The organism is Picosynechococcus sp. NKBG042902, assembly GCF_963864045.1.
Lineage (GTDB): Bacteria > Cyanobacteriota > Cyanobacteriia > Cyanobacteriales > MRBY01 > MRBY01.
Genome location: NZ_CAWLTV010000075.1, coordinates 121912 through 146821, shown reverse-complemented (window position 1 = coordinate 146821; position 24910 = coordinate 121912). Strand labels below are relative to the sequence as shown.

General features: G+C 51.6%; 14 protein-coding genes. 10 read left to right on the top strand and 4 right to left on the bottom strand.

Going from position 1 to position 24910, the window contains the following annotated elements; translation table 11 throughout:
- Nucleotides 1-7 precede the first annotated feature (7 nt).
- Nucleotides 8-1306, bottom strand: coding sequence for an FIST signal transduction protein (locus tag AACR41_RS13635; RefSeq protein WP_030006277.1), 1299 nt, complete (start codon nucleotides 1304-1306; stop codon nucleotides 8-10).
- Between the two features lie 248 nt (nucleotides 1307-1554).
- Here AACR41_RS13635 and AACR41_RS13630 point away from each other — a divergent pair, with 248 nt between their 5' ends.
- The 4 genes from AACR41_RS13630 (at nucleotide 1555) to AACR41_RS13615 (ending at nucleotide 4869) form a co-directional block, all read left to right on the top strand.
- Nucleotides 1555-1893 carry a hypothetical protein gene (locus AACR41_RS13630; RefSeq protein ID WP_030006276.1) on the top strand — a complete coding sequence of 113 codons (339 nt, stop codon included), beginning with the start codon at nucleotides 1555-1557 and terminating at the stop codon, nucleotides 1891-1893.
- A 103-nt stretch (nucleotides 1894-1996) separates the two neighbouring features.
- Nucleotides 1997-3496: a stress-responsive protein Ycf46 gene (ycf46, locus tag AACR41_RS13625; RefSeq protein WP_030006275.1), complete on the top strand. Its 1500-nt coding sequence runs from the start codon at nucleotides 1997-1999 to the stop codon at nucleotides 3494-3496.
- Between the two features lie 125 nt (nucleotides 3497-3621).
- A complete protein-coding gene (locus tag AACR41_RS13620) occupies nucleotides 3622-3975 on the top strand; it encodes a DUF1257 domain-containing protein (RefSeq protein ID WP_012306802.1) in 354 nt (117 codons plus the stop codon).
- A gap of 255 nt (nucleotides 3976-4230) precedes the next feature.
- Nucleotides 4231-4869, top strand: a complete 639-nt coding sequence (locus AACR41_RS13615) for a hypothetical protein (RefSeq protein ID WP_012306801.1) — start codon at nucleotides 4231-4233, stop codon at nucleotides 4867-4869.
- A 105-nt stretch (nucleotides 4870-4974) separates the two neighbouring features.
- On the opposite strand, the gene AACR41_RS13610 is transcribed toward AACR41_RS13615, so the two are convergent.
- Nucleotides 4975-6276, bottom strand: coding sequence for a DUF3747 domain-containing protein (locus tag AACR41_RS13610; RefSeq protein WP_030006274.1), 1302 nt, complete (start codon nucleotides 6274-6276; stop codon nucleotides 4975-4977).
- An 83-nt stretch (nucleotides 6277-6359) separates the two neighbouring features.
- Entirely contained in the window at nucleotides 6360-7997 is a 1638-nt protein-coding gene (locus tag AACR41_RS13605; RefSeq protein WP_030006273.1) for a mechanosensitive ion channel family protein, read from the bottom strand.
- A gap of 480 nt (nucleotides 7998-8477) precedes the next feature.
- Between AACR41_RS13605 and ftsH the strand changes: the two genes are divergently transcribed.
- The 6 genes from ftsH to AACR41_RS13575 all read left to right on the top strand — a co-directional run bounded on the left by ftsH (nucleotide 8478) and on the right by AACR41_RS13575 (nucleotide 23525).
- A complete protein-coding gene (gene ftsH, locus AACR41_RS13600; RefSeq protein WP_030006272.1) occupies nucleotides 8478-10400 on the top strand; it encodes an ATP-dependent zinc metalloprotease FtsH in 1923 nt (640 codons plus the stop codon).
- Nucleotides 10401-10405: 5 nt separating this feature from the next.
- On the top strand, nucleotides 10406-10648 hold the full coding sequence (yidD, locus tag AACR41_RS13595) for a membrane protein insertion efficiency factor YidD (protein WP_012306797.1): 243 nt from the start codon (nucleotides 10406-10408) through the stop codon (nucleotides 10646-10648).
- Nucleotides 10649-10687: 39 nt separating this feature from the next.
- Entirely contained in the window at nucleotides 10688-11587 is a 900-nt protein-coding gene (locus AACR41_RS13590; protein WP_030006271.1) for an alpha/beta fold hydrolase, read from the top strand.
- A 196-nt stretch (nucleotides 11588-11783) separates the two neighbouring features.
- The gene (gene ols / locus AACR41_RS13585) at nucleotides 11784-19949 is read left to right on the top strand and encodes a fatty-acyl-[ACP] elongase/decarboxylase Ols (protein ID WP_030006270.1); all 8166 of its coding nucleotides are present in this window, start codon (nucleotides 11784-11786) and stop codon (nucleotides 19947-19949) included.
- A gap of 187 nt (nucleotides 19950-20136) precedes the next feature.
- A complete protein-coding gene (gene dxs / locus AACR41_RS13580; protein ID WP_030006269.1) occupies nucleotides 20137-22053 on the top strand; it encodes a 1-deoxy-D-xylulose-5-phosphate synthase in 1917 nt (638 codons plus the stop codon).
- 140 nt (nucleotides 22054-22193) lie between these two features.
- A complete protein-coding gene (locus AACR41_RS13575) occupies nucleotides 22194-23525 on the top strand; it encodes a CmpA/NrtA family ABC transporter substrate-binding protein (RefSeq protein WP_152550969.1) in 1332 nt (443 codons plus the stop codon).
- A gap of 2 nt (nucleotides 23526-23527) precedes the next feature.
- Here AACR41_RS13575 and mnmE read toward each other — a convergent pair whose 3' ends face one another.
- On the bottom strand, nucleotides 23528-24910 hold the full coding sequence (gene mnmE, locus AACR41_RS13570) for a tRNA uridine-5-carboxymethylaminomethyl(34) synthesis GTPase MnmE (RefSeq protein WP_030006267.1): 1383 nt from the start codon (nucleotides 24908-24910) through the stop codon (nucleotides 23528-23530).

Below are 24910 nucleotides of genomic sequence, written 5' to 3'. Positions count from 1 at the left end.
ATTCAATTTATGCCTTCGGGTGCAAAATCCCAAACACGGAAGTGTAGCCATGCAAAAAGGTGCGATCGCCGACGGGGCCAATTTCCCCATTGCAGAAAAATCCCCCTAAATTGGGTGTTGGCAAGGCCGTAGAAAAGAGGGTCGAATCAAAATTTGGCTCCCCATAGAGTCCCTTGCCGCGACCGAGACAGGCAAACATCAAGGCTCCAAAAGGAGGTTCCAGTGGATCATTTGCTTGGAACTGTTGTAACAGCACTGAAAGATCTTCCGCTGAAGTCTCTGCATCCCGCAGGTGAAACTGTACCCTTTGGCCCGCCCGAATGCGATCACCTACGGCGATCGCCCCAGCCCTGGGATCCACCCCAAGTAAATTGCGAATGAGGAAGTCCCCGTGGATAAGCTTTTGTTTAAAGGCATCCATCGCAATGCCGATAAAAAGAGAATCCTGGGCGAGGGCTTGGTCTTCTTCATCCAACTCGGCGATCAACTCCTGCAAAAATCGTAGGGGGGAGCCATGGCGGAGCTGTTCACCCTCGGCCACCGACAATTCCGTGATGATATTGCGATCGCATTGGGTAATTTGATACACCTCACCGATGGGCCGACATCCCTGGGCGACAACGGTCTCCATCTGGATATTTCCAGCTAAAGCCACCCCCACTGTGCCAGACCGCAACAGGGTTGGTTCTTGGTCTGCTTCGTAGTAAAACAAACCGCTGGCTGTTCTGCCGCCGGAGCTTGTTAGTCCCCCTACCTTTGCCGCATTCGGATAGGCAAAATCAAGGCCCGCCAACAGATCCGTAATACTCGACGAAAAGGGATCCGCCAGCAAAATAAAATTCGGTTCCGCCTCGGGAGTGACCCCAAAAATGTCGATCCAAGGGTCTGGGGCGCTATCTAAATCGGGTAAATCTTTCTCGGTGACATGGAAAGGCACGACTTCCACATCTGGCAAATGGGCCACCGTTAAACTAAGGGCGGGTTGTCCTTCACATTCTTGGGTTTCTCCGGTTGCGTCGGTGCCAATAATACTCATGCCACCACAACCAATCACCACTTTGCAGGCTAATTTTTCAGTCAATAGCGGCAAGATCCGGGCATATTCGCTGGCAAACGCGGCTGAAATGAAGAGAATGGCCAGATCTGCACTACCAGAGAGATTTTCTTGGATTTGGGCAACGGCTTCATCAATGGCTCCTTCTAGGGACGCTTGGGTCGAGAGGGCATTTAGCCACTGAAAAGGATGGGTATCGACTGCGGGTTGTGCCCCAGTGATTCCTAATTTTTTCCACAATGCCTTAAGCATACTGACACATCTTGAATCGGTTGCGGTTTTTGAGATTCTCCCAAAGTCTTTAGCTTACAGGGAAAAGGCCAGAGAAAACCAGGGTCTACCCCCAGACAGATGGCAATTTCCTCACAGTGGCGATCGCCTAGATTTTGTAACGGAATATTACAAAAAAGACGGCATAACGCTATAGCAGCTTGACGGTCTCTGATGGTCTGGGTACAGTAGGGCGGTATACCCCATCGGGTAAAGCTTCCATTAGTTGTATGCAAGATAAGCAAAAAGTCACCCTCTATCTGCCTGCGGCGATCCATCGTCAGCTCAAAATCAAGGCAGCCCTCGATGCAGATTCCATGTCTGCTTTAGTGGAAAAAGCCGTGGCCTTCTATCTACAACACCCTGAAGTGGTAGAAGAAGTACAAGAAACCTATGGCCAGACCCACCGTGTCCACATTTGTCCCGATTGCGAAGGGGCGGTGGTACTCCGGGATGGACAACTGGTTTCCCTCAAGAGGCAGCCAACGGTACTCCTTGATGAAGAGATTGCACAGGATCTGCAAAGTGCAAAGGGTGCTGCGGATGGGGCAGAACTAGTCACTTGCTAGCTGTCCGATTGGCGATCGCCGTTTATTTTTCTCCCGATTTACCTCCACTCTGGTCGATGTGGTGCCGCCTAATTCCCCCTTTTAGAACGTCAGGACTAAACCCATGAAAGAAGAGCTCAATACCCTCATTCAAGCTCAATACCCCCTGATCTACCTCATCACCCCTGAGGAGGAACGGGCCGAAGCGGCGATCGCCCACATTGCGCAACTGTGCGAATACCAGAATGTTTTCGTCTGGACGATGACCCATGGCTTGGTGGAATACGGTTCCGACCGGAAGCCCCAAACTCGCACCCTCTCAGCAGAAGCGGCCATTCGTGAAGTCATTCACCACAACGACTCTGGCATTTTTATCTTTAAGGATTTGCATCCATTTTTAGACGATCCCAGCACCGTCCGCTGGTTACGGGATGCGATCGCCAGTTTCAAGGGCCAGCAGAAGCACATCATTTTAATGTCCCCCTACCAAAAGGTGCCCCTCGAACTCGAAAAAGACATTGTTGTCCTCGATTTTCCTTTCCCCACCCTTGACGAACTCGATCAAGTTCTTGCCCAATACCTCAACCCCCGGCATCCCATCTCCCCTGTCGTGCGAGAAAAACTCCTCAAGGCAGCCCTGGGGTTGACCAAGGACGAAGCGGAAAAAGTCTATCGCAAGGCCCAGGTTAAGGCGAAGAAACTGACCGCCTCGGAAGTAGAAATTGTCCTCTCCGAGAAAAAACAACTGATTCGCCGTAACGGTATTCTCGAATTTATCGAAGAAGACGAAACCATTGACGCCATCGGCGGTTTAGAGGAGCTCAAGCGCTGGCTTAAGCAACGCTCCAATGCCTTTACCGAAGCCGCACGGGAATATGGCCTACCCCAGCCCAAGGGAATGTTGATTCTTGGTGTACCGGGTTGTGGTAAATCACTCCTGGCTAAAACCACTTCTCGGTTATGGGGTCTTCCCCTCCTGCGTCTCGATATGGGGCGGGTATATGATGGCTCCACCGTAGGCAAATCCGAAGCAAACCTCCGCAGTGCCCTTAAAACCGCCGAGTCCATTTCTCCAGCGATTCTCTTTATTGACGAATTAGACAAGGCTTTTGCGGGTTCCTCTGGATCTGCGGATTCCGATGGAGGCACCTCCAGCCGCATCTTTGGTTCGTTCCTCACTTGGATGCAAGAAAAAGAATCCCCCGTTTTTGTGATGGCCACCGCGAACCGCGTGGATCGGCTACCAGGGGAATTTCTTCGGAAAGGACGATTCGACGAAATCTTTTTCGTGGATCTCCCCAACCCCAGCGAACGGGAAGCGATCTTTAATATCCATCTCCACAAACGTCGGCCAGTCGGCGATCGCTTCGACACGGAACAACTGGCAAAGATTTCAGAAGGTTTTTCCGGTGCGGAAATCGAACAGGCGATCATTGCCGCCATGTACGAGGCCTTTGCCCAAGATCGCGAGTTTACCCAACTCGACATTATCGCCGCGATCAAGGCAACCTTGCCCCTTTCCCGCACCATGACTGAACAGGTCAATAGTCTCCGCGATTGGGCCAGACAGCGCGCCCGACCTGCTTCAGCCTCCGTCGCCGAATACCAGCGATTGGAGTTCTAACAGGCTTAATCTGTCCCGGATTAAGGTCAACAAGATTCCCAGCTTGTTGGCATTTAAAAAACCACTTTATTAGTGGTCTTTACACAAAAAAACTCAAATGTTGTTGTTTTTGGAGAATTATTCCAATGTCCCATTTTAGCACTCTCCGCACTAAAATCACCGATGCCGCAGTTCTCAAGACTTCCCTGCAAGACCTCGGAATTTCTGTGAATACCGATGCTGCAGTTCGTGGCTACAACGGCCAACAGATTCAAGCAGACATCGTGGCTACTCTCGAAGGCGATTATGACCTCGGCTGGACTCGCAATGCCGACGGCAGCTTTGACCTCATCGCCGACCTATGGGGTGTCGCGAAGAAGCATAACCAAACTGAACTGATCAATTCCATCAACCAGAAGTACGCCATCAACAAGACCCTCGCTGAAGTTAAGCAACGTGGTCTCAACAATGCGAACGTCAAACTGGTATTGCAAAAGTAACGACTAAATGCGTTCCCACGAAGAGCTAGGGTTGATCTCATCGCAGAGATCAGCCCTTTTTCATTGGGTCTTGTGCTAGGGTCTGAGGGTAGATCAATATTTCAGCAGCGAGACTCAATTAAGTAACATTAAAAGAAGTGCATCTCCTTAGTCTAAATGTTTAGGATTGCAGAAAGCAGCCCATCGTTTTGTGCCTCGTTATTTTTGGCATGGAGGAGGTCACGGGCTCAATTTAAAATGTTGGTCTAAAATTTTATGAAATCTAAATTTTTACTTTTTTTGAGTGTCGCAACGCTTCAGGCTGCTCTATTCGGCTGCGGACTCGTTGGCAATAATACGTCCGGTGAGCAAAATACTTCAGGTACAGAAGAAACAACCAGTGAATCAACCGCGACGAATGAGTCCACCAACGTCACGGCGGATTGGGTTGATTTTCAAACGGAAAATGGCAAACTCGCAGTTAAATTTCCAGGCACGCCTCAAACGGAAAGTCAAACAACTCCCTCTGATCTGGGTGAACTACAGTTCACGATGACTTCCTACGCGGACGACGCCAACACGCAATTTTTTATGGTGAGTAGTGTTACGTATCCGGTTTCTCCTGATCAATATGATGCGGCCCAGGGACTTGAAGCGGCCAAGGAAGGGGCGGCCAGCAACTCAGGTTCGACAATTGTTTCTGATGAGCCAAGTGATAAGTTTGGGATTCCGGGGAAAAAATTGGTGATGAACGCCGCCCAGGATAATGGCGAAGTTTATACCACCCGCGCTGAAATCTACATCGATCCCAACGGCCCCACCCTCCACCAAATTTTGATGGTGACGGAAGGCGATCGCGTGGATAGTCCAGAGGCCAACGCATTTTTTGATTCGGTTAATATTACGCCTATCTAAACTTTTCGGTTGGTAAAAAAAGCCTGATATAGCAATAGCCCCGATGGATAAACATCAGGGCTATTTTTTTATGGTCTTTTTATGGCCAAAATTTAAAGGACAAATTTACCGCACGCTACATTGGAGTGTCCGGAGGGTGGCAGCGGCGGCATAGTTCCGTTGGGAAGCGGTATCAGGGAAAAAGCGATCGCCACTTTCATTCAAAGGAGAAGCGACGCGACAGTAAGTAGACATCTGGGCAGCCAAATCATTGGCCCAGTGACCCGCCGTATCACTAAAAGCAATGGGGCCATTGGTGGCCACGAGGGTCATCGGTTGACCTTGGGCGGCCTTGGCATATTCTGCGGTGCGACGGAGAACAGCTAATAGTTCGGCCCGGGTGACGGGTTGAGTGGGTTGGAAAGTCCCATCGGGATAGCCACTGACAATATTGTTCGCCTGGGCCCAGGTGATTTTTGCCGCACTCCAACGGTCGGCAGCCACATCAGGATAGGGGGCATTCGCAACTTGGGTGGGCACAGCCAGGGAAGCATTGGGAAGAGCTTGGAGACCTTCAATGGCCATGGAAACCAACTGTTCGCGGGTCAGGACATCGGTGGGGCGGAAGGTATTGTCGTTAAAACCAGCGATAAAACCGACATTCACCGCTTGGGCAATTTCGTTACGGTAAATATCACCACTGATATCAGTAAATTGGGCCACCGTACTGCCGGGATCAGGCGTTTCAGAGGGATTTGTAATTTCTGGTGGGGAGATTGCCAGACCGGGGAGACTATCGACCGTCACAATTGAACTCTGCGTGATGCCCGCAACTAAGTCATCAATGGTGGGTTTTTTAAGGATGGCGAACTGGCGGCCCTCGTTAGAAAAGTAAAAGTGGCCCAGGGGTCGCTCTTCAAAGGTACGGCGGGTAAATTCCCAACCGGGGAGGAGGTTGAACTTAAGGAAGCCTTCGGTGAGACCATTACTGCGGCCAATGACAATTTCTTCTTGATCGTTATCTTTGGGAGTGGCGACCAACAAAATTTCATTTTCGAAGCGAGTGATGCGCAATAGGTGGCTCTGGCCAAAATCTTGCCCATTGATCCGCATGGAGTAGCCATTACTATCGGTGCTGCGGCGACAATAGCCAGTAAAGTCAAAGTTCAGCAGCAGGGGATCAATGCTGGTCGGATTTGCGCCGCTTTCGGCCCAACATTCTTTGCGGTCTTCCCGTTCGAGCTGTTCGACCACGAGGAGGTTATAGCCACCGTTACTGAGGGGGACGGCGATCGCCGCCATGGATTCGGGGTTGATCTCTGCTTCTCCAAAAACAGTTTGGGCTTGGGCGCGTCCCAAGGGTACAACACTACTAAGGGTTGCAAGGGCGATCGCCAACATTTTTCCGGATAAGGCAGCTTTAGACATGACAAATAATCTTGGATTTTAGACAACTACTGCTCCCATTAGACTGAATTTCGCCTATTTTGAGCCCAGCTATTACAAAAGTCTTACATATTTTCCGAATCTCGAAGTGAATCGAGGTCAGGGGCTTCATTTTTGAAGATGAGTACACGGCGGGCAAAGGGAATTTCGATCTGTTCGCGGTCGAAGGCTTCTTTAATTAACTTCCGCAGGAGACGCTGCACCGGTAGATGTTTTCCTGGTTTCACCTTGGTAACCGTGCGGATGGTGAGTTCAGATTCGGCAAAGTTATCGAGGCCATCAATGCGTGTCGGTTCGAGCACATCAGGGTGTAAGCCTTGAATTTGGTGGCCCACATCCCCTAGAACCTGATACACATGGTCTAAATCTGAATCGTAAGCGACCCCAACATAGACCACCGCATACACATAATCTTTGGAGTAATTCACAATGGTCTTGATGTCGCCATTGCGGATGATATGTAGCCGTCCCCCTGTATCGCGGATGCGTGTGACCCGCAGATCCATTTCTTCGACAAGGCCTGTGGCATTATCCGTTTCGACAAAATCACCGACAAGGTAATAATTTTGCAACAAAATGGAAAAGCCATTGACGAGGTCATTGATTAAATTTTGCGCCCCAAGCCCTACTGCTAAACCCAAGATCCCGGCCCCGGCAAGGATCGGTGTCGGGTCAATGTCAAAGACATAGAGAATTGAAACGCCACTCACAAAATAAATGCAGTAGCGTACGGTGTTTTGCACCAGGGGAATAAAGGTTAAACGACGGCGTTGTTGGACAGGACTAAGGTTTGGCGATCGCAACAATAATTTTTCGACAATGATATTGCTTAGTTCGATCACCAGGGCCGCGATAAAAATAATCAGGATAATTTGATTCGCCGGGATCGCATAGGGGGCAATGTGATCGAGGAGGGGAAATTGGGCACAAATCACTCCGGCGATCGCCAGATAAATTCCCGTTTCTAAACAACGTTTTGTGAGGCCCAATAAATAACGAAACCGAGGATAAAAACGCAGGGGAGACCGGGGATGTTTGGCAATAAATTCCGTTGATAAACCATCTAAAGTATCCAGCAAAGAAAACGATGCCCGTACAGCAATGATCCCAAAGCAAAGCAAAAAATAAACTTTGATTGCGAGATAAAAATATTGGGTAATGCTCGGAGGGACAAATAAAAAATTGAGGCACACCACCAGGGCCAAAATCCAAAGACCATTGGCGATCGCCAAATCAATGGCCTTAAAGAGGGTATCTAAGCTGTGGTTATTGCCTTCGATATTTTTCCAAGCTTTGAGGCGATCGCCAGCCCGTTTCAGGCGTGGCCGCAGAGAAGCGATTATTAAACTCACGAGCAACAGAAGTAAAACACTTTTTAATAAACCGAGGGCGAGTCTTTGCCACTGTTCCGGAGAGATACCGTTAATTAAATCAAGGAGATAAAGGTAAGGGGATTTTTGTTGAAAGAATAAATAACCATTTAAGGCAGCAATGATTATGGCCCCGGTGATCTTAATGACGAAGAGGGATTTATTAAGGATTTTTTGGGTTAAATTTAGGGGGTTTTGTCCTTGTTTTTCTGGCACCCATTGGGCTAGACGTTTCAGGGTCAAAATAATTAAAAATTGCCCCACGGTGATCGCGATTAAAAAGAGAATAATCTCGGCGATCACCACACCGAGATCGAGGAGGATCCCATTCATATTTTCTGTCTTTGCACCGTTTTTGACTGAAATTCGAGATTGCGGTTAGTTCTTTTTTGAAACAATCTCGGCTTCAACTTAGCAAAAACACCATCCCATACCGCAGCCCAAAAATAAATTACAAAAAAAATTAACCTACTGTATTTATCAACGGGCAGCAACCATCGTTTTTGTCCTTAACGCTCCAAAGATCAAGCTAAACCATCGCCTGGGATCGCAATTCGAGTCACGATCTAAACTTTTTTGGGGTGGTGAAAGTTCAGCCAAAAAATCACTGTGGATAGAGTCGGAGTTTTTTCTGTGATCAAGATTCAATTTACTCCCTGCATGGTGATTAAGTGGCTATTGTTAACGGCTTTTGGGTGAGGAAATTTGCGGGAAACAGAGGGAGATTTTGGCGTAAAACCAAGGGAAGCACCCCGATTAGGAAAGGAAAACTCTAGAATAAGAACAGTTTCTCTGTCGTTGTCCCTCCGAAATATGAAGCACTATCGTCACCTCCTTCCGAGCAAGCAGAAGCATCAGGCCAAACCTCGTTTTAAGTGGCGGGCTGGGATGGCTAATTTTCTTTTGAGCCAAGCCTTACTGTGGGGAGGGGGAGCGGCGGCGATCGCCCAGACAGAATCGACAGCACCAACGGAGTCAACAGAGACCTTGAACTACGGCGAGCTGCTCCAGGATATCCGGCAAAACCAGGTGGATCGCTTCGTCCTTGACCCAGAAACCAATACGGCCCAGGTCACGCTCCGGGGGCAAACTGAGGAAGAAGCCCAGACCATCCAGCTCCTCAACAATAACCAAGAACTCCTCGCCGCTCTCCGGGAAAATAACGTTGACTTTGAGGTGGTGCCTTCCCAGGATCATTCGGTGGCGATCGCCATTTTTACCAATCTCCTGCTTTTTGGGATTCTGATCGGGGGACTAGTACTGATTATTCGCCGCTCGGCCAGTATGCAGAATAACGCCATGAACTTTGGTCGTTCTAAAGCGCGCTTTCAGATGGAAGCGGAAACGGGGATCATGTTTAAGGATGTGGCTGGGGTCGAGGAAGCCAAGGAAGAACTCGCCGAAGTGGTCACCTTCTTAAAAGAACCGAATAAATTTACGGCAATTGGTGCGAAGATCCCTAGAGGAATGCTCCTCATTGGCCCACCGGGGACGGGTAAAACGCTCCTAGCAAAGGCGATCGCCGGGGAAGCTGGGGTGCCATTTTTTAGTATTTCTGGCTCTGAATTTGTGGAAATGTTCGTGGGGGTCGGCGCGTCACGGGTACGGGATCTCTTCCGCAAGGCCCAGGAAAACGCTCCCTGTCTTGTTTTTATCGATGAAATTGATGCGGTCGGTCGCCAACGGGGCGCAGGCATTGGTGGGGGAAACGATGAGCGGGAGCAGACCCTAAACCAATTGCTCACAGAAATGGATGGTTTTGAAGGAAATTCTGGAATTATTGTGATCGCCGCCACCAACCGCCCTGATGTCTTAGATCAAGCCCTCCTGCGCCCCGGTCGCTTTGATCGCCAGGTGACTGTAGATTATCCAGACCGTTTGGGGCGTTTAGCAATCCTCGAAGTCCATGCCCAAGATAAAAAAGTCGCTGAGGATGTTGATCTAGAGGCGATCGCCCGGCGTACCCCTGGTTTTTCGGGGGCAGATCTAGCAAACTTACTCAACGAAGCCGCCATTTTCACCGCCCGCCGCCGCAAAGAAGCAATTACCACTAGCGAAATCAATGACGCCATTGATCGGGTCGTAGCAGGGATGGAGGGAACAGCCCTCACCGATGGCAAAAGTAAACGTCTCATTGCCTACCACGAAGTGGGCCATGCCATTGTTGGCACCATCCTCAAAGACCACGATCCCCTCCAGAAAGTCACCATTATTCCCCGGGGCCGCGCCCAAGGTTTAACCTGGTTTACCCCCAACGAAGAACAGGGTCTGACGACCAAAGCCCAATTCCGCGCCCAAATCGCCGTGGCCCTGGGGGGACGCGCCGCCGAGGATATTGTCTTTGGCTACGATGAAATCACCTCTGGAGCCTCCCAGGATATCCAAATGCTCACGAACATTGCCCGTCAAATGGTGACAAAGTTTGGGATGTCAGAACTGGGTCACTTTGCCCTAGAAACCAATCGGGGTGAAGTTTTCCTCAGAAATGATTGGTTTGGGGAGCGGCCTGAATATTCCGAGGCGATCGCCCAGCGCATTGACCTCAAGGTGCGCGAAATTATCAACGAGTGCTACGAAACTGCCAAGCAAATTATTCGGGACAATCGTCAACTTGTCGATCGTCTGGTGGATCGTCTCATCGAAGAAGAAACCATCGAAGGCGAAGACTTTAGTCGTCTCGTCAACGAAGCCCTTGGTCAAACCATCGACCTCCAAAAAACCGCTTCCGTTGCCTAAATGCCATGAAAAGCTTAATCCTCTGGAGCATCAAAGGCTACCGTCGCTGGATTTCCCCCCTATTCCCCCCTAGTTGTCGCTTTCAGCCCACCTGTTCCCAATATGCCCTCGAAGCCGTGGAACGCTTTGGTGTACTCCGGGGCAGTTGGCTCGCCCTGAAGCGCCTTGGCCGCTGTCACCCGTTTCACCCTGGGGGTTATGATCCGGTGCCCCATCTTTGCCATCACGATTTAGACAACACGCCCTAGGACATTTGTCCCCCATTTCGGTTTTATCCATCGCTCACCATGACCATTACTTCCCCCGCTCATCCCCATACCGATTACAGCTGGCAATGGCACGGCTTCAATATTAACTATCGTCAGTGGGGCACCCAGGGGCCGCCCGTTCTTTTCGTCCATGGATTTGGAGCCTCGGCCGGTCATTGGCGCAAAAATCTTCCGGTTTTAGGGGAACATTACCGCTGCTATGCCATCGACTTACTGGGCTTTGGGAAATCGGCAAAACCCCAACCGGAAGTTGAAGCGGACTACACTTTTGAAACTTGGGCCACCCAGATTAAGGCGTTCTGTGCTGAAATCATTGGTGAACCGGCTTTTCTAGTTGGTAATTCCATTGGTTGTGTCGTTGTCATGCAGGCGGCTGTGTCCTATCCCCACTGGGTGCGGGGGGTCGTGACACTCAATTTTTCCCTGCGGCTATTCCATGAGCGCAATCTTTTAAAAGCACCTTTTTATCAACGCTGGGGCGTTCCCCTCTTCCAAAAACTCTTGACCCAAACCCCCCTCGGTTCCTTGTTCTTTAAGCAATTGGCCCAGCCGAAAACAATCCGCAAAATTTTAGCCCAGGCCTACCGGGATAAAACGGCGATTACCGATGAGTTGGTGGAGCTGATCCTGACCCCCGCCCAGGACCCAGGGGCTGCGGCGGTTTTCCTGGCCTTTACGAGTTATTCCCAGGGGCCACTCCCGGACGACCTGCTGCCCCAGTTGCATTGTCCCACGGCAGTTTTATGGGGAACAGCCGATCCATGGGAACCGGTTGATCTGGGCCGTGCCCTTGTCGCCCAATATCCTCAGATTGAGTTTATTCCCCTCGATAATGTCGGCCATTGTCCCCAGGATGAAGCCCCGGCATTAGTCAACGGCTATTTACTCGATTGGTTAGGGCGACAACAGTCAACATAGCCTGGGGCTTTTACACTCAAATCAGTTGAAACCAGGCCCTCCATAATCGAAGGAACGGCGGATTTTGGGAGGATTTACCGTGGGGAGGGAACTCACGGTTTAATATGGTTAACTAGGCTATGGCCCGTGGGTATTCGTAAAAATTGCTAGGATACGGAGTCCAGAATTTCCATTCACAGGAGTTGCTAAGGCATACATGGTTGGTCAATTTGCAAATTTCGTCGATCTGCTCCAGTACAGAGCTAAACTTCAGGCGCGGAAAACCGTGTTTAGTTTTCTGGCTGATGGCGAAACGGAATCTGCGGCCCTGACCTACGGAGAATTAGACCAAAAAGCCCAGGCGATCGCCGCTTTTTTGCAAGCTAACCAGGCCCAAGGGCAACGGGCATTATTGCTTTATCCACCGGGTTTAGAGTTTATCGGTGCCTTTTTGGGGTGTTTGTATGCTGGTGTTGTTGCGGTGCCAGCTTACCCACCACGGCCGAATAAATCCTTTGACCGCCTCCATAGCATTATCCAAGATGCCCAGGCGAAATTTGCCCTTACCACAACAGAACTTAAAGATAAAATTGCCGATCGCCTCGAAGCTTTAGAAGGTACGGACTTTCATTGTTTGGCTACAGATCAAGTTGAACTAATTTCAGGAAAAAACTGGCAAAAACCGAACATTTCCGGCACAGATCTCGCTTTTTTGCAATATACCAGTGGCTCCACGGGCGATCCTAAAGGAGTGATGGTTTCCCACCACAATTTGATCCACAACTCCGGCTTGATTAACCAAGGATTCCAGGATACAGAGGCTAGCATGGGCGTTTCCTGGTTGCCGCCTTACCATGATATGGGCTTGATCGGTGGGATTTTGCAGCCCATCTATGTGGGGGCAATGCAAATTTTAATGCCTCCCGTGGCCTTTTTGCAGCGACCTTTTCGGTGGCTAAAGGCGATCAACGATTATCGGGTTTCCACCAGCGGTGCGCCGAATTTTGCCTATGATCTCTGTGCCAGCCAAATTACCCCGGAACAAATCAGAGAACTCGATTTGAGTTGTTGGCGACTAGCTTTTTCCGGGGCCGAACCGATCCGCGCTGTGACCCTCGAAAATTTTGCGAAAACCTTCGCTACAGCAGGCTTTCAAAAATCAGCATTTTATCCCTGCTATGGTATGGCTGAAACCACCCTGATCGTTTCCGGTGGTAATGGTCGTGCCCAGCTTCCCCAGGAAATTATCGTCAGCAAACAGGGCATCGAAGCAAACCAAGTTCGCCCTGCCCAAGGGACAGAAACAACGGTGACCTTGGTCGGCAGTGGTGAGGTGATTGGTGACCAAATTGTCAAAATTGTTGACCCCCAGACTTTAACGGAATGTGCCGTCGGTGAAATTGGCGAAGTATGGGTTAAGGGCGAAAGTGTTGCCCAGGGCTATTGGCAAAAACCAGACCTCACCCAGCAACAATTTCAGGGAAACGTTGGTGCAGAAACGGGCTTTTTACGCACGGGCGATCTGGGTTTTTTGCAAGGTGGCGAACTGTATATTACGGGCCGTTTAAAGGATCTCCTGATTATCCGGGGGCGCAACCACTATCCCCAGGACATCGAATTAACCGTCGAAGTGGCCCATCCCGCTTTACGACAGGGGGCCGGAGCCGCTGTATCAGTAGACGTTAACGGGGAAGAACAGTTAGTCATTGTCCAGGAAGTTGAGCGTAAATATGCCCGCAAATTAAATGTCGCGGCAGTAGCCCAAGCTATTCGTGGGGCGATCGCCGCCGAACATCAACTGCAACCCCAGGCCATTTGTTTTATTAAACCCGGTAGCATTCCCAAGACATCCAGCGGGAAGATTCGTCGCCATGCCTGCAAAGCTGGTTTTCTAGACGGAAGCTTGGCAGTGGTTGGGGAGTGGCAACCCAGCCACCAAAAAGAAAGAGATGGAATTGGGATGCAAGCTGTTACCTCTTCTACGACAACATCGACAAACTTTCCCCTGCCTGACCAGCACCAACAGCAAATTGAAGCCTGGCTTAAGGATAATATTGCCCATCGCCTCGGCATTACGCCCCAACAATTAGACGAAACGGAACCCTTTGCAAGTTATGGGCTGGATTCAGTGCAAGCAGTACAGGTCACAGCCGACTTAGAGGATTGGCTAGGTCGAAAATTAGACCCCACCTTGGCCTACGATTATCCGACCATTCGCACCCTGGCTCAGTTTTTGGTCCAGGGTAATCAAGCGCTAGAGAAAATACCACAGGTGCCGAAAATTCAGGGCAAAGAAATTGCCGTGGTGGGTCTCAGTTGTCGTTTTCCCCAAGCCGACAACCCCGAAGCTTTTTGGGAATTATTACGTCAAGGTAAAGATGGAGTTCGCCCCCTTAAAACTCGCTGGGCCACGGGAGAATGGGGTGGTTTTTTAGAAAATATTGACCAGTTTGAGCCGCAATTTTTTGGCATTTCTCCCCGGGAAGCGGAACAAATGGATCCCCAGCAACGCTTACTGTTAGAAGTAACCTGGGAAGCCTTGGAACGGGCAAATATTCCGGCAGAAAGTTTACGCCATTCCCAAACGGGGGTTTTTGTCGGTATTAGTAATAGTGATTATGCCCAGTTGCAGGTGCGGGAAAACAATCCGATCAATCCCTACATGGGGACGGGCAACGCCCACAGTATTGCTGCGAATCGTCTGTCTTATTTCCTCGATCTCCGGGGCGTTTCTCTGAGCATCGATACAGCCTGTTCCTCTTCTCTGGTGGCGGTTCATTTGGCCTGTCAAAGTTTAATCAACGGCGAATCGGAGTTGGCGATCGCCGCCGGGGTGAATTTGATTTTGACTCCCGATGTGACCCAGACTTTTACCCAGGCGGGCATGATGAGTAAAACGGGCCGCTGTCAAACTTTTGATGCCGGGGCCGATGGCTATGTGCGGGGCGAAGGTTGTGGGGTCGTCCTCCTCAAACCCCTGGCCCAGGCAGAACGGGACGGGGATAATATTCTCGCGGTGATCCACGGTTCGGCGGTGAATCAAGATGGACGCAGTAACGGTTTGACGGCTCCCAACGGGCGATCGCAACAGGCCGTTATTCGCCAAGCCCTGGCCCAAGCCGGTATTACCGCCGCCGATTTAGCTTACCTAGAGGCCCACGGCACCGGTACGCCCCTGGGTGATCCCATTGAAATTAATTCCCTGAAGGCGGTTTTACAAACGGCGCAGCGGGAACAGCCCTGTGTGGTGGGTTCCGTGAAAACAAACATTGGTCACCTCGAGGCAGCAGCGGGCATCGCGGGCTTAATCAAGGTGATTTTGTCCCTAGAGCATGGAATGATTCCCCAACATTTGCATTTTAAGCAGCTCAATCCCCGCATTGATCTAGACGGTTTAGTGACCATTGCGAGCAAAGATCAGCCTTGGTCAGGCGGGTCACAAAAACGGTTTGCTGGGGTAAGTTCCTTTGGGTTTGGTGGCACCAATGCCCACGTGATTGTGGGGGACTATACTCAACAAAAATCTCCCCTTGCTCCTCCGGCTACCCAAGACCGCCCTTGGCGTCTGCTGACCCTTTCTGCTAAAAATGCCCAGGCCTTGAATACTCTCCAAAAAAGCTATGGAGACTATCTGACTCAACATCCTGGCGTTGACCCACGAGATCTTTGTTCGTCTGCCAATACCGGGAGATCGCCCCTCAAAGAACGTCGTTTTTTTGTCTTTAAACAAGTCGCCGATTTACAACAAACCCTAAATCAAGATTTTCTGGCCCAACATCGCCTCAGTTCCCCCGCAAAAATTGCCTTTTTGTTCACGGGGCAAGGTTCCCAATACTACGGCATGGGGCAACAACTGTACCAAACCAGCCCAGTATTTCGGCAAGTGTTGGATGAGTGCGATCGCCTCTGGCAGACCTATTCCCCCGAAGCCCCTGCCCTCACCGACTTGTTATACGGTGATCATAATCCTGACCTGGTCCATGAAACCGTCTATACCCAGCCCCTCCTCTTTGCCGTTGAATATGCAATCGCCCAACTATGGCTCAGTTGGGGCGTGACACCAGACTTTTGCATGGGCCATAGCGTTGGCGAATACGTCGCGGCCTGTCTGGCGGGGGTATTTTCCCTGGCAGACGGCATGAAATTAATTACGGCCCGGGGCAAACTGATGCACGCCCTCCCCAGCAATGGCAGTATGGCGGCGGTTTTTGCCGATAAAACCGTCATTAAACCCTACCTATCGGAACATTTAACCGTCGGGGCCGAAAATGGTTCCCATCTGGTGCTATCAGGAAAGACCCCCTGCCTCGAAGCCAGTATTCACAAACTCCAAAGCCAAGGGATCAAAACCAAATCCCTCAAGGTGTCCCATGCCTTCCACTCCCCTTTGATGGCCCCAATGTTGGCGGAGTTTCGGGAAATTGCCGAACAAATTACTTTCCACCAGCCTCGTATCCCACTAATTTCCAATGTCACGGGCAGTCAGATTGAAGCGGAAATTGCCCAGGCCGACTATTGGGTTAAGCACGTTTCGCAACCCGTCAAATTTGTCCAGAGCATCCAAACCCTGGCCCAAGCGGGTGTCAATGTTTATCTCGAAATCGGCGTAAAACCAGTGCTCCTGAGTATGGGACGCCATTGCTTAGCTGAACAAGAAGCGGTTTGGTTGCCCAGTTTACGTCCCCATAGTGAGCCTTGGCCGGAAATCTTAACCAGTCTCGGCAAACTGTATGAGCAAGGTCTAAACATTGACTGGCAGACCGTGGAAGCTGGCGATCGCTGCCGGAAACTGATCCTGCCCACCTATCCCTTCCAACGGCAGCGATATTGGTTTAATCAAGGCTCTTGGCAAAAAATTCAGGCCGAACCTGTGAACCCAGCCCCTGACGATCTCAATGATTGGTTGTATCAGGTGGCGTGGATGCCCCTGGATACTTTGCCCCTGGCCCCTGAACCGTCGGCTAAGCTGTGGTTAATCTTGGGCGATCGCCATCATTCTCACCAGCCCATTGAAGCCCAATTTAAAAACGCCCAGCGGGTGTACCTCGGCCAAAGCAATCATTTTCCGACGGCTGCCCCCTGGGAAGTATCTCCCGCTGCCTTGGATAATTTATTTACTCACGTCGGCTCCCAAAATCTAGCGGGTATCCTTTACCTGTGTCCCCCAGGGGAAGATCCAGAAGACCTAGATGAAATTCAAAAGCAAACCAGTGGCTTCGCCCTCCAGCTGATCCAAACCCTGTATCAACAAAAGATCGCGGTTCCCTGCTGGTTTGTGACCCACCAGAGCCAACGGGTGCTTGAAACCGATGCTGTCACCGGATTTGCCCAAGGAGGATTATGGGGCCTCGCCCAGGCGATCGCCCTCGAACATCCAGAATTGTGGGGGGGAATTATTGATGTCGATGAAACTCTGCCAAATTTTGCCCAGATTTGCCAACAAAGACAGGTGCAGCAGTTGGCCGTGCGGCAGCAAAAACTCTACGGGGCACAGCTCAAAAAGCAACCGTCACTGCCTCAGAAAAATCTCCAGATTCAACCCCAACAGACCTATCTAGTGACTGGGGGACTGGGGGCCATTGGCCGCAAAATTACCCAATGGCTAGCCGCAGCAGGAGCAGAAAAAGTAATTCTCGTCAGCCGGCGCGCGCCAGCGGCGGATCAGCAGACGTTACCTGCTAATGCGGTGGTTTATCCCTGCGATTTAGCCGACGCAGCCCAGGTGGCAAAGCTGTTTCAAACCTATCCCCACATCAAAGGAATTTTCCATGCGGCGGGTACCTTAGCCGATGGTTTGCTACAACAACAAACTTGGCAAAAGTTTCAGACCGTCGCCGCCGCAAAAATGAAAGGGACATGGCATCTGCACCGCCATAGTCAAAAGCTCGATCTGGATTTTTTTGTGTTGTTTTCCTCCGTGGCAGGGGTGCTCGGCTCACCGGGACAAGGGAATTATGCCGCCGCAAACCGGGGCATGACGGCGATCGCCCAATATCGACAAGCCCAAGGTTTACCCGCCCTGGCGATCCATTGGGGGCCTTGGGCCGAAGGGGGAATGGCAAACTCCCTCAGCAACCAAAATTTAGCGTGGCTGCCGCCCCCCCAGGGACTAGCAATCCTCGAAAAAGTCTTGGGCGCCCAGGGGGAAATGGGGGTCTTTAAACCGGACTGGCAAAACCTGGCCAAACAGTTCCCCGAATTTGCCAAAACCCATTACTTTGCAGCCGTTATTCCCTCTGCTGAGGCTGTGCCCCCAACGGCTTCGATTTTTGACAAATTAATCAACCTAGAAGCTTCCCAACGGGCTGACTATTTGCTGGATTATCTGCGGCGGTCTGTGGCGCAAATCCTCAAGTTAGAGATTGACCAAATTCAAAGCCACGATAGCTTGTTGGATCTGGGCATGGATTCGCTGATGATCATGGAGGCGATCGCCAGCCTCAAGCAGGATTTGCAACTGATGTTGTACCCCAGGGAAATCTATGAACGGCCCAGACTGGATGTGTTGACGGCCTATCTAGCGGCGGAATTCACCAAGGCCCATGATTCCGAAGCAGCAACGGCGACAGCAGCGATTCCCTCCCAAAGCCTTTCGGTCAAAACAAAAAAACAGTGGCAAAAACCTGACCACAAAAACCCGAATCCCATTACCTTTATCCTCTCTAGCCCCCGGTCGGGTTCGACGTTGCTGCGGGTGATGTTGGCCGGACATCCGGGACTATATTCGCCGCCGGAGCTGCATTTGCTCCCCTTTGAAACCATGGGCGATCGCCACCAGGAATTGGGTCTATCCCACCTCGGCGAAGGGTTACAACGGGCTTTAATGGATCTAGAAAACCTCACCCCAGAGGCAAGCCAGGCGAAGGTCAACCAGTGGGTCGAAGCGGATACCCCCATTGCCGAAATCTATGCCTATCTCCAACGGCAGGCGGGACAGCGTGTGCTCATTGACAAATCTCCCAGCTACGGCAGCGATCGCCACATCCTAGACCACAGCGAAATCCTCTTTGACCAGGCCAAATATATTCACTTGGTACGCCATCCCTACGCGGTGATTGAATCCTTTACCCGATTGCGGATGGATAAACTGCTGGGGGCCGAGCAGCAGAACCCCTACGCCCTTGCGGAGTCCATTTGGCGCACCAGCAACCGCAATATTTTAGATCTGGGTCGCACGGTCGCTGCGGATCGATATCTCCAGGTGATTTATGAGGATCTCGTCCGTAATCCCCGCCAAGTTTTGACAGAGATTTGCCATTTTCTAGGAGTCGATTTTAACGAAGCGCTCCTCAATCCCTACAGCGGCGATCGCCTTACCGATGGCCTCCACCAACAGTCCATGGGCGTCGGGGATCCCAATTTCCTCCAGCACAAAACCATTGATCCGGCCCTCGCCGACAAATGGCGCTCAATTACCCTGCCCGCTGCTCTCCAGCCGGATACGATCCAGTTGGCCGAAACGTTTGCTTACGATCTCCCCCAGGAACCCCAGCTAACGACCCAGAGCCAATCCTTGCCCCCCATGGCTGAGCGGTTCGTGACGGTGCGCGGTTTAGAAACCTGTCTCTGTGAGTGGGGCGATCGCCACCAACCATTGGCGCTACTTCTCCACGGCATTCTTGAACAGGGGGCCTCCTGGCAACTCATCGCCCCCCAGTTGGCTGCCCAGGGCTATTGGGTTGTGGCCCCAGACCTGCGTGGTCACGGCAAATCCGCCCATGCCCAGTCCTACAGCATGCTTGATTTTTTGGCTGACGTAGATGCCCTTGCCAAACAATTAGGCGATCGCCCCTTTACCTTGGTGGGCCATTCCATGGGTTCCATCATCGGTGCCATGTATGCAGGCATTCGCCAAACCCAGGTAAAAAACCTGATCCTTGTCGAAACCATTGTTCCCAACGACATTGACGACGCTGAAACCGGTAATCACCTGACGACCCATCTCGATTACCTCGCCGCGCCCCCCCAGCACCCGACCTTCCCCAGCCTAGAAGTGGCCGCCCGCCGCCTCCGCCAAGCCACGCCCCAACTACCCAAAGACCTCTCGGCGTTCCTCACCCAGCGCAGCACCAAATCCGTCGAAAAAGGGGTGCAGTGGCGTTGGGATGCTTTCCTCCGTACCCGGGCGGGCATTGAATTCAATGGCATTAGCAGACGACGTTACCTGGCCCTGCTCAAAGATATCCAAGCGCCGATCACCCTCATCTATGGCGATCAGAGTGAATTTAACCGCCCTGCTGATCTCCAGGCGATCCAAGCGGCTCTCCCCCAGGCCCAACGTTTAACGGTTGCTGGCGGCCATAATCTCCATTTTGAAAATCCCCAGGCGATCGCCCAAATTGTTTATCAACAACTCCAGACTCCTGTACCCAAAACACAATAAAAAATATTGCAAAGTGCAGTCCGAAAACCCGTAAATATTAGATCCTAAACATCTGTGGAACCTTGACCAAGATTCCCACACAACCCCACGGGATCATCCAGACTAACCGGGATCTTCTGATTAAAATTGTTAGACCTGATATCCTGAGAACTAGACCCCTTTATAAGATCGCTCTCTAGAAACACCCATGCACCTGAGTGAAATTACCCATCCGAACCAACTCCACGGCTTGACCGTCCGTCAGTTGGAAGAGATTGCCCGGCAAATTCGCGAAAAACACCTCCAGACGATTGCCGCAAGCGGTGGCCACCTCGGCCCTGGTTTAGGGGTGGTTGAACTAACCCTCGCCCTCTACCAAACCCTTGATCTCGATCGCGACAAGGTGGTGTGGGATGTCGGTCATCAGGCTTATCCCCATAAGTTGATCACCGGACGCTACAACGAATTCCACACCCTCCGGCAAAAGGATGGGGTAGCTGGTTACCTTAAGCGCAGTGAAAATGTGTTTGATCATTTTGGTGCTGGCCATGCCTCGACCAGTATTTCCGCAGCGCTAGGGATGGCATTGGCACGGGATGCCAAGGGAGAAGATTTTAAATGTGTGGCAGTCATTGGTGATGGTGCCTTGACCGGCGGCATGGCCCTCGAAGCCATCAACCATGCAGGTCATTTACCCGATACGAATTTAATGGTGGTTCTCAATGACAATGAAATGTCTATTTCCCCGAATGTGGGAGCCATCTCGCGGTACCTCAACAAAGTCCGCCTCAGTGATCCCGTCCAGTTTTTAACCGATAACCTCGAAGAACAGGTCAAGCACCTCCCGTTCCTTGGGGACTCCCTCACCCCAGAGATGGAACGGCTCAAGGACAGCATGAAACGCTTGGCGGTCTCGAAGGTTGGCGCCGTCATCGAAGAATTAGGCTTTAAATATTTTGGCCCCGTGGATGGCCACAACCTCGAAGAGTTGATCCGCACCTTTAAACAGGCCCACAAGGCTAAAGGCCCGACCCTCGTCCACGTCGCCACAGTTAAAGGCAAAGGTTATGCGATCGCCGAAAAAGATCAAGTGGGCTACCATGCCCAGAAACCCTTTGACTTGGCCACAGGCAAAGCTTTCCCCTCGAAGAAACCAACCCCACCGAGCTATTCCAAGGTCTTTGCCCATGCCCTGACCACCCTCGCGGAAAACAACCCCAAAATTGTCGGGATTACAGCGGCAATGGCCACTGGCACCGGGTTAGATAAGCTCCAACAGAAATTACCAAAACAGTACATCGACGTTGGTATCGCCGAACAACATGCCGTTACCCTAGCAGCGGGCCTCGCCTGTGAAGGAATGCGGCCAGTGGTGGCGATTTATTCGACTTTCCTGCAGCGGGCCTACGACCAAATCATCCATGATGTCTGTATTCAAAAGTTACCAGTCTTTTTCTGCCTTGACCGGGCGGGCATCGTCGGTGCTGACGGGCCGACCCACCAAGGGATGTATGACATTGCCTATCTCCGCCTGATTCCCAATATTGTGGTGATGGCACCCAAGGATGAAGCTGAACTACAACGGATGCTCGTCACGGGGATTGAATACACAGACGGGGCGATCGCCATGCGTTATCCCAGGGGGAGTGGCATTGGTGCACCGTTAATGGAAGACGGCTGGGAACCCCTGCCCATCGGTAAAGGAGAAATCCTGCGCAATGGTGACGACATTCTCCTGATCGGCTATGGTGCCATGGTGCACTCGACCCTCCAGGTGGCCGAAATTCTCAGTGAACACGGCATTAGCGCCACGGTGATCAACGCCCGTTTTGTGAAACCCCTGGACTCTGAACTCATTGCGCCCCTCGCCAAGCAAATTGGTAAAGTGGCCACCTTTGAAGAGGGTTGCTTAATGGGTGGTTTTGGGTCTGCGGTCTGTGAAACGCTCCAGGATCATGATGTGCTTGTTCCCGTAAAACGCTTTGGCATTGGAGATGTGCTTGTGGATCATGCAACTCCAGCGGAATCAAAAGCGGCCCACGGGTTGACCCCAGCCCAGATGGCCGAATCCATTCGGGCGGCATTTTTTCAGAAAGACGCCGCCAAGACAACCACCACCGTTTAAGCAAAATTGACTGTGCTTTGATTTTGATCCCCAGTGCCCCCTCGCTGCCCTGGGGATTTTTTGATGGTGGAACCGTCACAGAAAATTGCGATCGCCAAACCGAACCCGTAAAATTTGGGAGCCTCCCTGTATTTTTGCCTATGAAACGCCGCCACCTGCTCAAATACGGAACCTTTGCTGCCTGGGGTTATGGTCTCACTGCTTGCAATCGACTCCCAGATACCGTTCGTCTGCCAGGAAGATCTGCGAAGCAAGCTAACTTAGAATCAACTCCGTCAGTATTAGATCTGAGTGCCCCGGAAAAACAAACCCTTACCCTGGGTTATGTACCAGACTTGGCGATCGCCCCCTGGCTGATGGCCCTCACCCAAGGCTTTTTTGAGCAGTATGGCCTGGAAGTTGAGCTGTATCCCCAGGTGGATCAACAGGCCGTGGAGCAGGGGCTACTAGAATCGCGTTTTGATGCGGCGATTACCTCTTTTTCGACACCACTGATTTATCAGCTCAAAAGTCCTAGGGTTGATCTGGTCGCGTTGATGCAGATTCATCGCCACGGCGGTGTTTTTTGTGGCCGCCAACAGACCTGGGCTGATAATATTCGTTCTGGCATCGACTATGCGAATTTTGCAGAATTTGCGGCGGCCTACCGGGACTATGTGCGGGCTTTACCGGAAAAAACCTTTGGGGTAGACCACGACTACAGCACAACGGCTTATCTTTATCGCTATTGGTGGGCGGCCCTGGGTTTCCATCCAGATCGAGATTTAGAATTGGTGACTTTTGCGCCCACGGAGTTGCGTCATAAATTGCAGGCAGGGTTGATCCAAGGTTACTGCAGCCAAGAACCTTGGGGACAAGAGGCGATCGCCAACGATTCTGGTTTTATTCAATATCTCTCAGGGGATATTTGGCAGGGCCACCCGGGGCCGGTGATTACCACCAGTGCGGGCTGGCGAGAAGAAAACCCAAATACAGCTAAGGCTCTCATTGCCGCCACCCTCCAGGGTTGCCAATATTGCCAAGATCCCACCAATGCGGCCACCATTGGCCCGCTTTTGGCCAGTAACCTCGACCTTGATCCCACCGCCCTCACCGCCCTCTTCAGTGGCCAATATTTCTACGGGGGAGACGGCGATCGCCCCATTGCCCGGCGGGATAGTCCCATTTGGTTCGACCAAGGGCGACGGATTACGGCCCCCGACCAGGCTAATTATTGCTGGCAATCCCATGGCCTGTGGCTCCTCACCCAGATGGTCCGCTGGCGACATTTTGAGCTGCGGCAATATCCCCAAAATGCCCGTGAACTGGTAGCAGCAGCCTATCCTACAGAACCCTACGGGGCGATCGCCCAGGGATTTGGGTTGCGTTTACCGCCTGAGTCTTTTAAGTCAGAGATTCACTTCATTGACCAACGGGCTTTTTTACCGAACCAAGGGGCCAGTTATCTTAACCAGTTTAAAATCCGCACCTGACCCTATTTCCCGATACAAAAACGGCTAAAGATCCGATCCAAAACTGATTCGGTCACCCCTTCGCCGGTGATTTCACCCAGGGCTTGGATCGCACTACGCAGATCGATTGTCCAAAAGTCCAGGGGCAACCCTTCGGCAATGGTGCTTTGCACTTGAAGGAGAGCTTGTTGGGCCTGGGTCAAAGCCGCGGATTGCCGTTGATTAATCGCAAAATCGAGAGCGGCGGCTCCCACTTTTCCTGCTTGCACCAAATTGGCGATCGCCGTTTCCAATTCATCCACACCCTGGTGCTGGGCTGCCGCTGTTTTGACGACCCCTTGCACTTGGGGCGGAATTTCAATAGCTTCCGGTTGGCCGATGTCAATTTTATTAAGGATCAAAATTAAAGGTTGATTGGCTTTTGCCGCCACAATTCGCTGAAAAATTTCTTGATCCGCTGCTGTCCACCCCACCGCCGCATCGATGGTAAACAAAATCAAATCCGCCTGCTGGGAAGCGGCAAGGGAACGGGCCACACCAATTTTTTCCACGGCATCCTCTGTATCCCGGATGCCCGCCGTATCCAATACCTGTACCGGGATACCCTGCACCACAAGCTGGGACTCTACCACATCCCGCGTTGTCCCTGGCAAATCTGTGACGATGGCGCGATCGCTGCGACTCCAGGCATTTAACAGGCTCGATTTCCCCACATTGGGACGGCCCACAATCGCTACCTTTAACCCCGTGCGCAATAGTTCGCCTCGGTCAGAGGTCTGGAGAATTTGTGCCACTTTTTCGAGCACCTGGGTCAGATCCCGCTGAATTTGCGGCTCATCTAAGGGAGGTAAATCGTCTTCAAAATCAATGCGGGCTTCCACTTCCGCCAAAATATCTAAACATTGACCCCGGAGTTGTTGGATCGGTTGAGCCAGTTTACCTTGAATGCCTGCCAGAGCCATCTGGGCCGATTGGGGGGATTTTGCCCCCACCAATTCCGCGACACTTTCGGCCTGGGTGAGATCAATGCGACCATTTAAAAAGGCGCGCAGGGTAAATTCTCCTGGCGTCGCCAACCGCGCCCCAGCCCCTAAACAAAGCTGTAGCACCTGCTGCACGGGAATAATGCCCCCATGGCAGTGGAACTCCACCACATCTTCAGCGGTGAAGGAACGGGGGGCTAGCATCAGCAGGAGCAGCGCTTCATCGACGATGGCTTGGGTTTGGGGATGACGAACATAGCCGTACAGAATGCGGTGACTCTCCCAGGTCTGCTGACCAGGGGCTTGAAAGAGTTGACGGGCAATGGGGAGAGCCGCTGCGCCAGATAGACGGACAATGCCAATGCTGCCTTGGTTTGGGACGACGGCACTGGCGATCGCCACAATGGTATCGCCTAGGTTCAC

Excerpts from the sequence above, each read along its gene's own strand:
- ols (WP_030006270.1), top strand. The coding sequence starts at position 11,784 with ATGGTTGGTCAATTTGCAAATTTCGTCGATCTGCTCCAGTACAGAGCT.
- AACR41_RS13575 (WP_152550969.1), top strand. The coding sequence starts at position 22,194 with ATGAAACGCCGCCACCTGCTCAAATACGGAACCTTTGCTGCCTGGGGT.
- AACR41_RS13610 (WP_030006274.1), bottom strand. The coding sequence starts at position 6,276 with ATGTCTAAAGCTGCCTTATCCGGAAAAATGTTGGCGATCGCCCTTGCA.
- ycf46 (WP_030006275.1), top strand. The coding sequence starts at position 1,997 with ATGAAAGAAGAGCTCAATACCCTCATTCAAGCTCAATACCCCCTGATC.
- AACR41_RS13620 (WP_012306802.1), top strand. The coding sequence starts at position 3,622 with ATGTCCCATTTTAGCACTCTCCGCACTAAAATCACCGATGCCGCAGTT.
- AACR41_RS13605 (WP_030006273.1), bottom strand. The coding sequence starts at position 7,997 with ATGAATGGGATCCTCCTCGATCTCGGTGTGGTGATCGCCGAGATTATT.
- yidD (WP_012306797.1), top strand. The coding sequence starts at position 10,406 with ATGAAAAGCTTAATCCTCTGGAGCATCAAAGGCTACCGTCGCTGGATT.
- AACR41_RS13615 (WP_012306801.1), top strand. The coding sequence starts at position 4,231 with ATGAAATCTAAATTTTTACTTTTTTTGAGTGTCGCAACGCTTCAGGCT.
- AACR41_RS13630 (WP_030006276.1), top strand. The coding sequence starts at position 1,555 with ATGCAAGATAAGCAAAAAGTCACCCTCTATCTGCCTGCGGCGATCCAT.
- dxs (WP_030006269.1), top strand. The coding sequence starts at position 20,137 with ATGCACCTGAGTGAAATTACCCATCCGAACCAACTCCACGGCTTGACC.
- AACR41_RS13635 (WP_030006277.1), bottom strand. The coding sequence starts at position 1,306 with ATGCTTAAGGCATTGTGGAAAAAATTAGGAATCACTGGGGCACAACCC.
- AACR41_RS13590 (WP_030006271.1), top strand. The coding sequence starts at position 10,688 with ATGACCATTACTTCCCCCGCTCATCCCCATACCGATTACAGCTGGCAA.
- ftsH (WP_030006272.1), top strand. The coding sequence starts at position 8,478 with ATGAAGCACTATCGTCACCTCCTTCCGAGCAAGCAGAAGCATCAGGCC.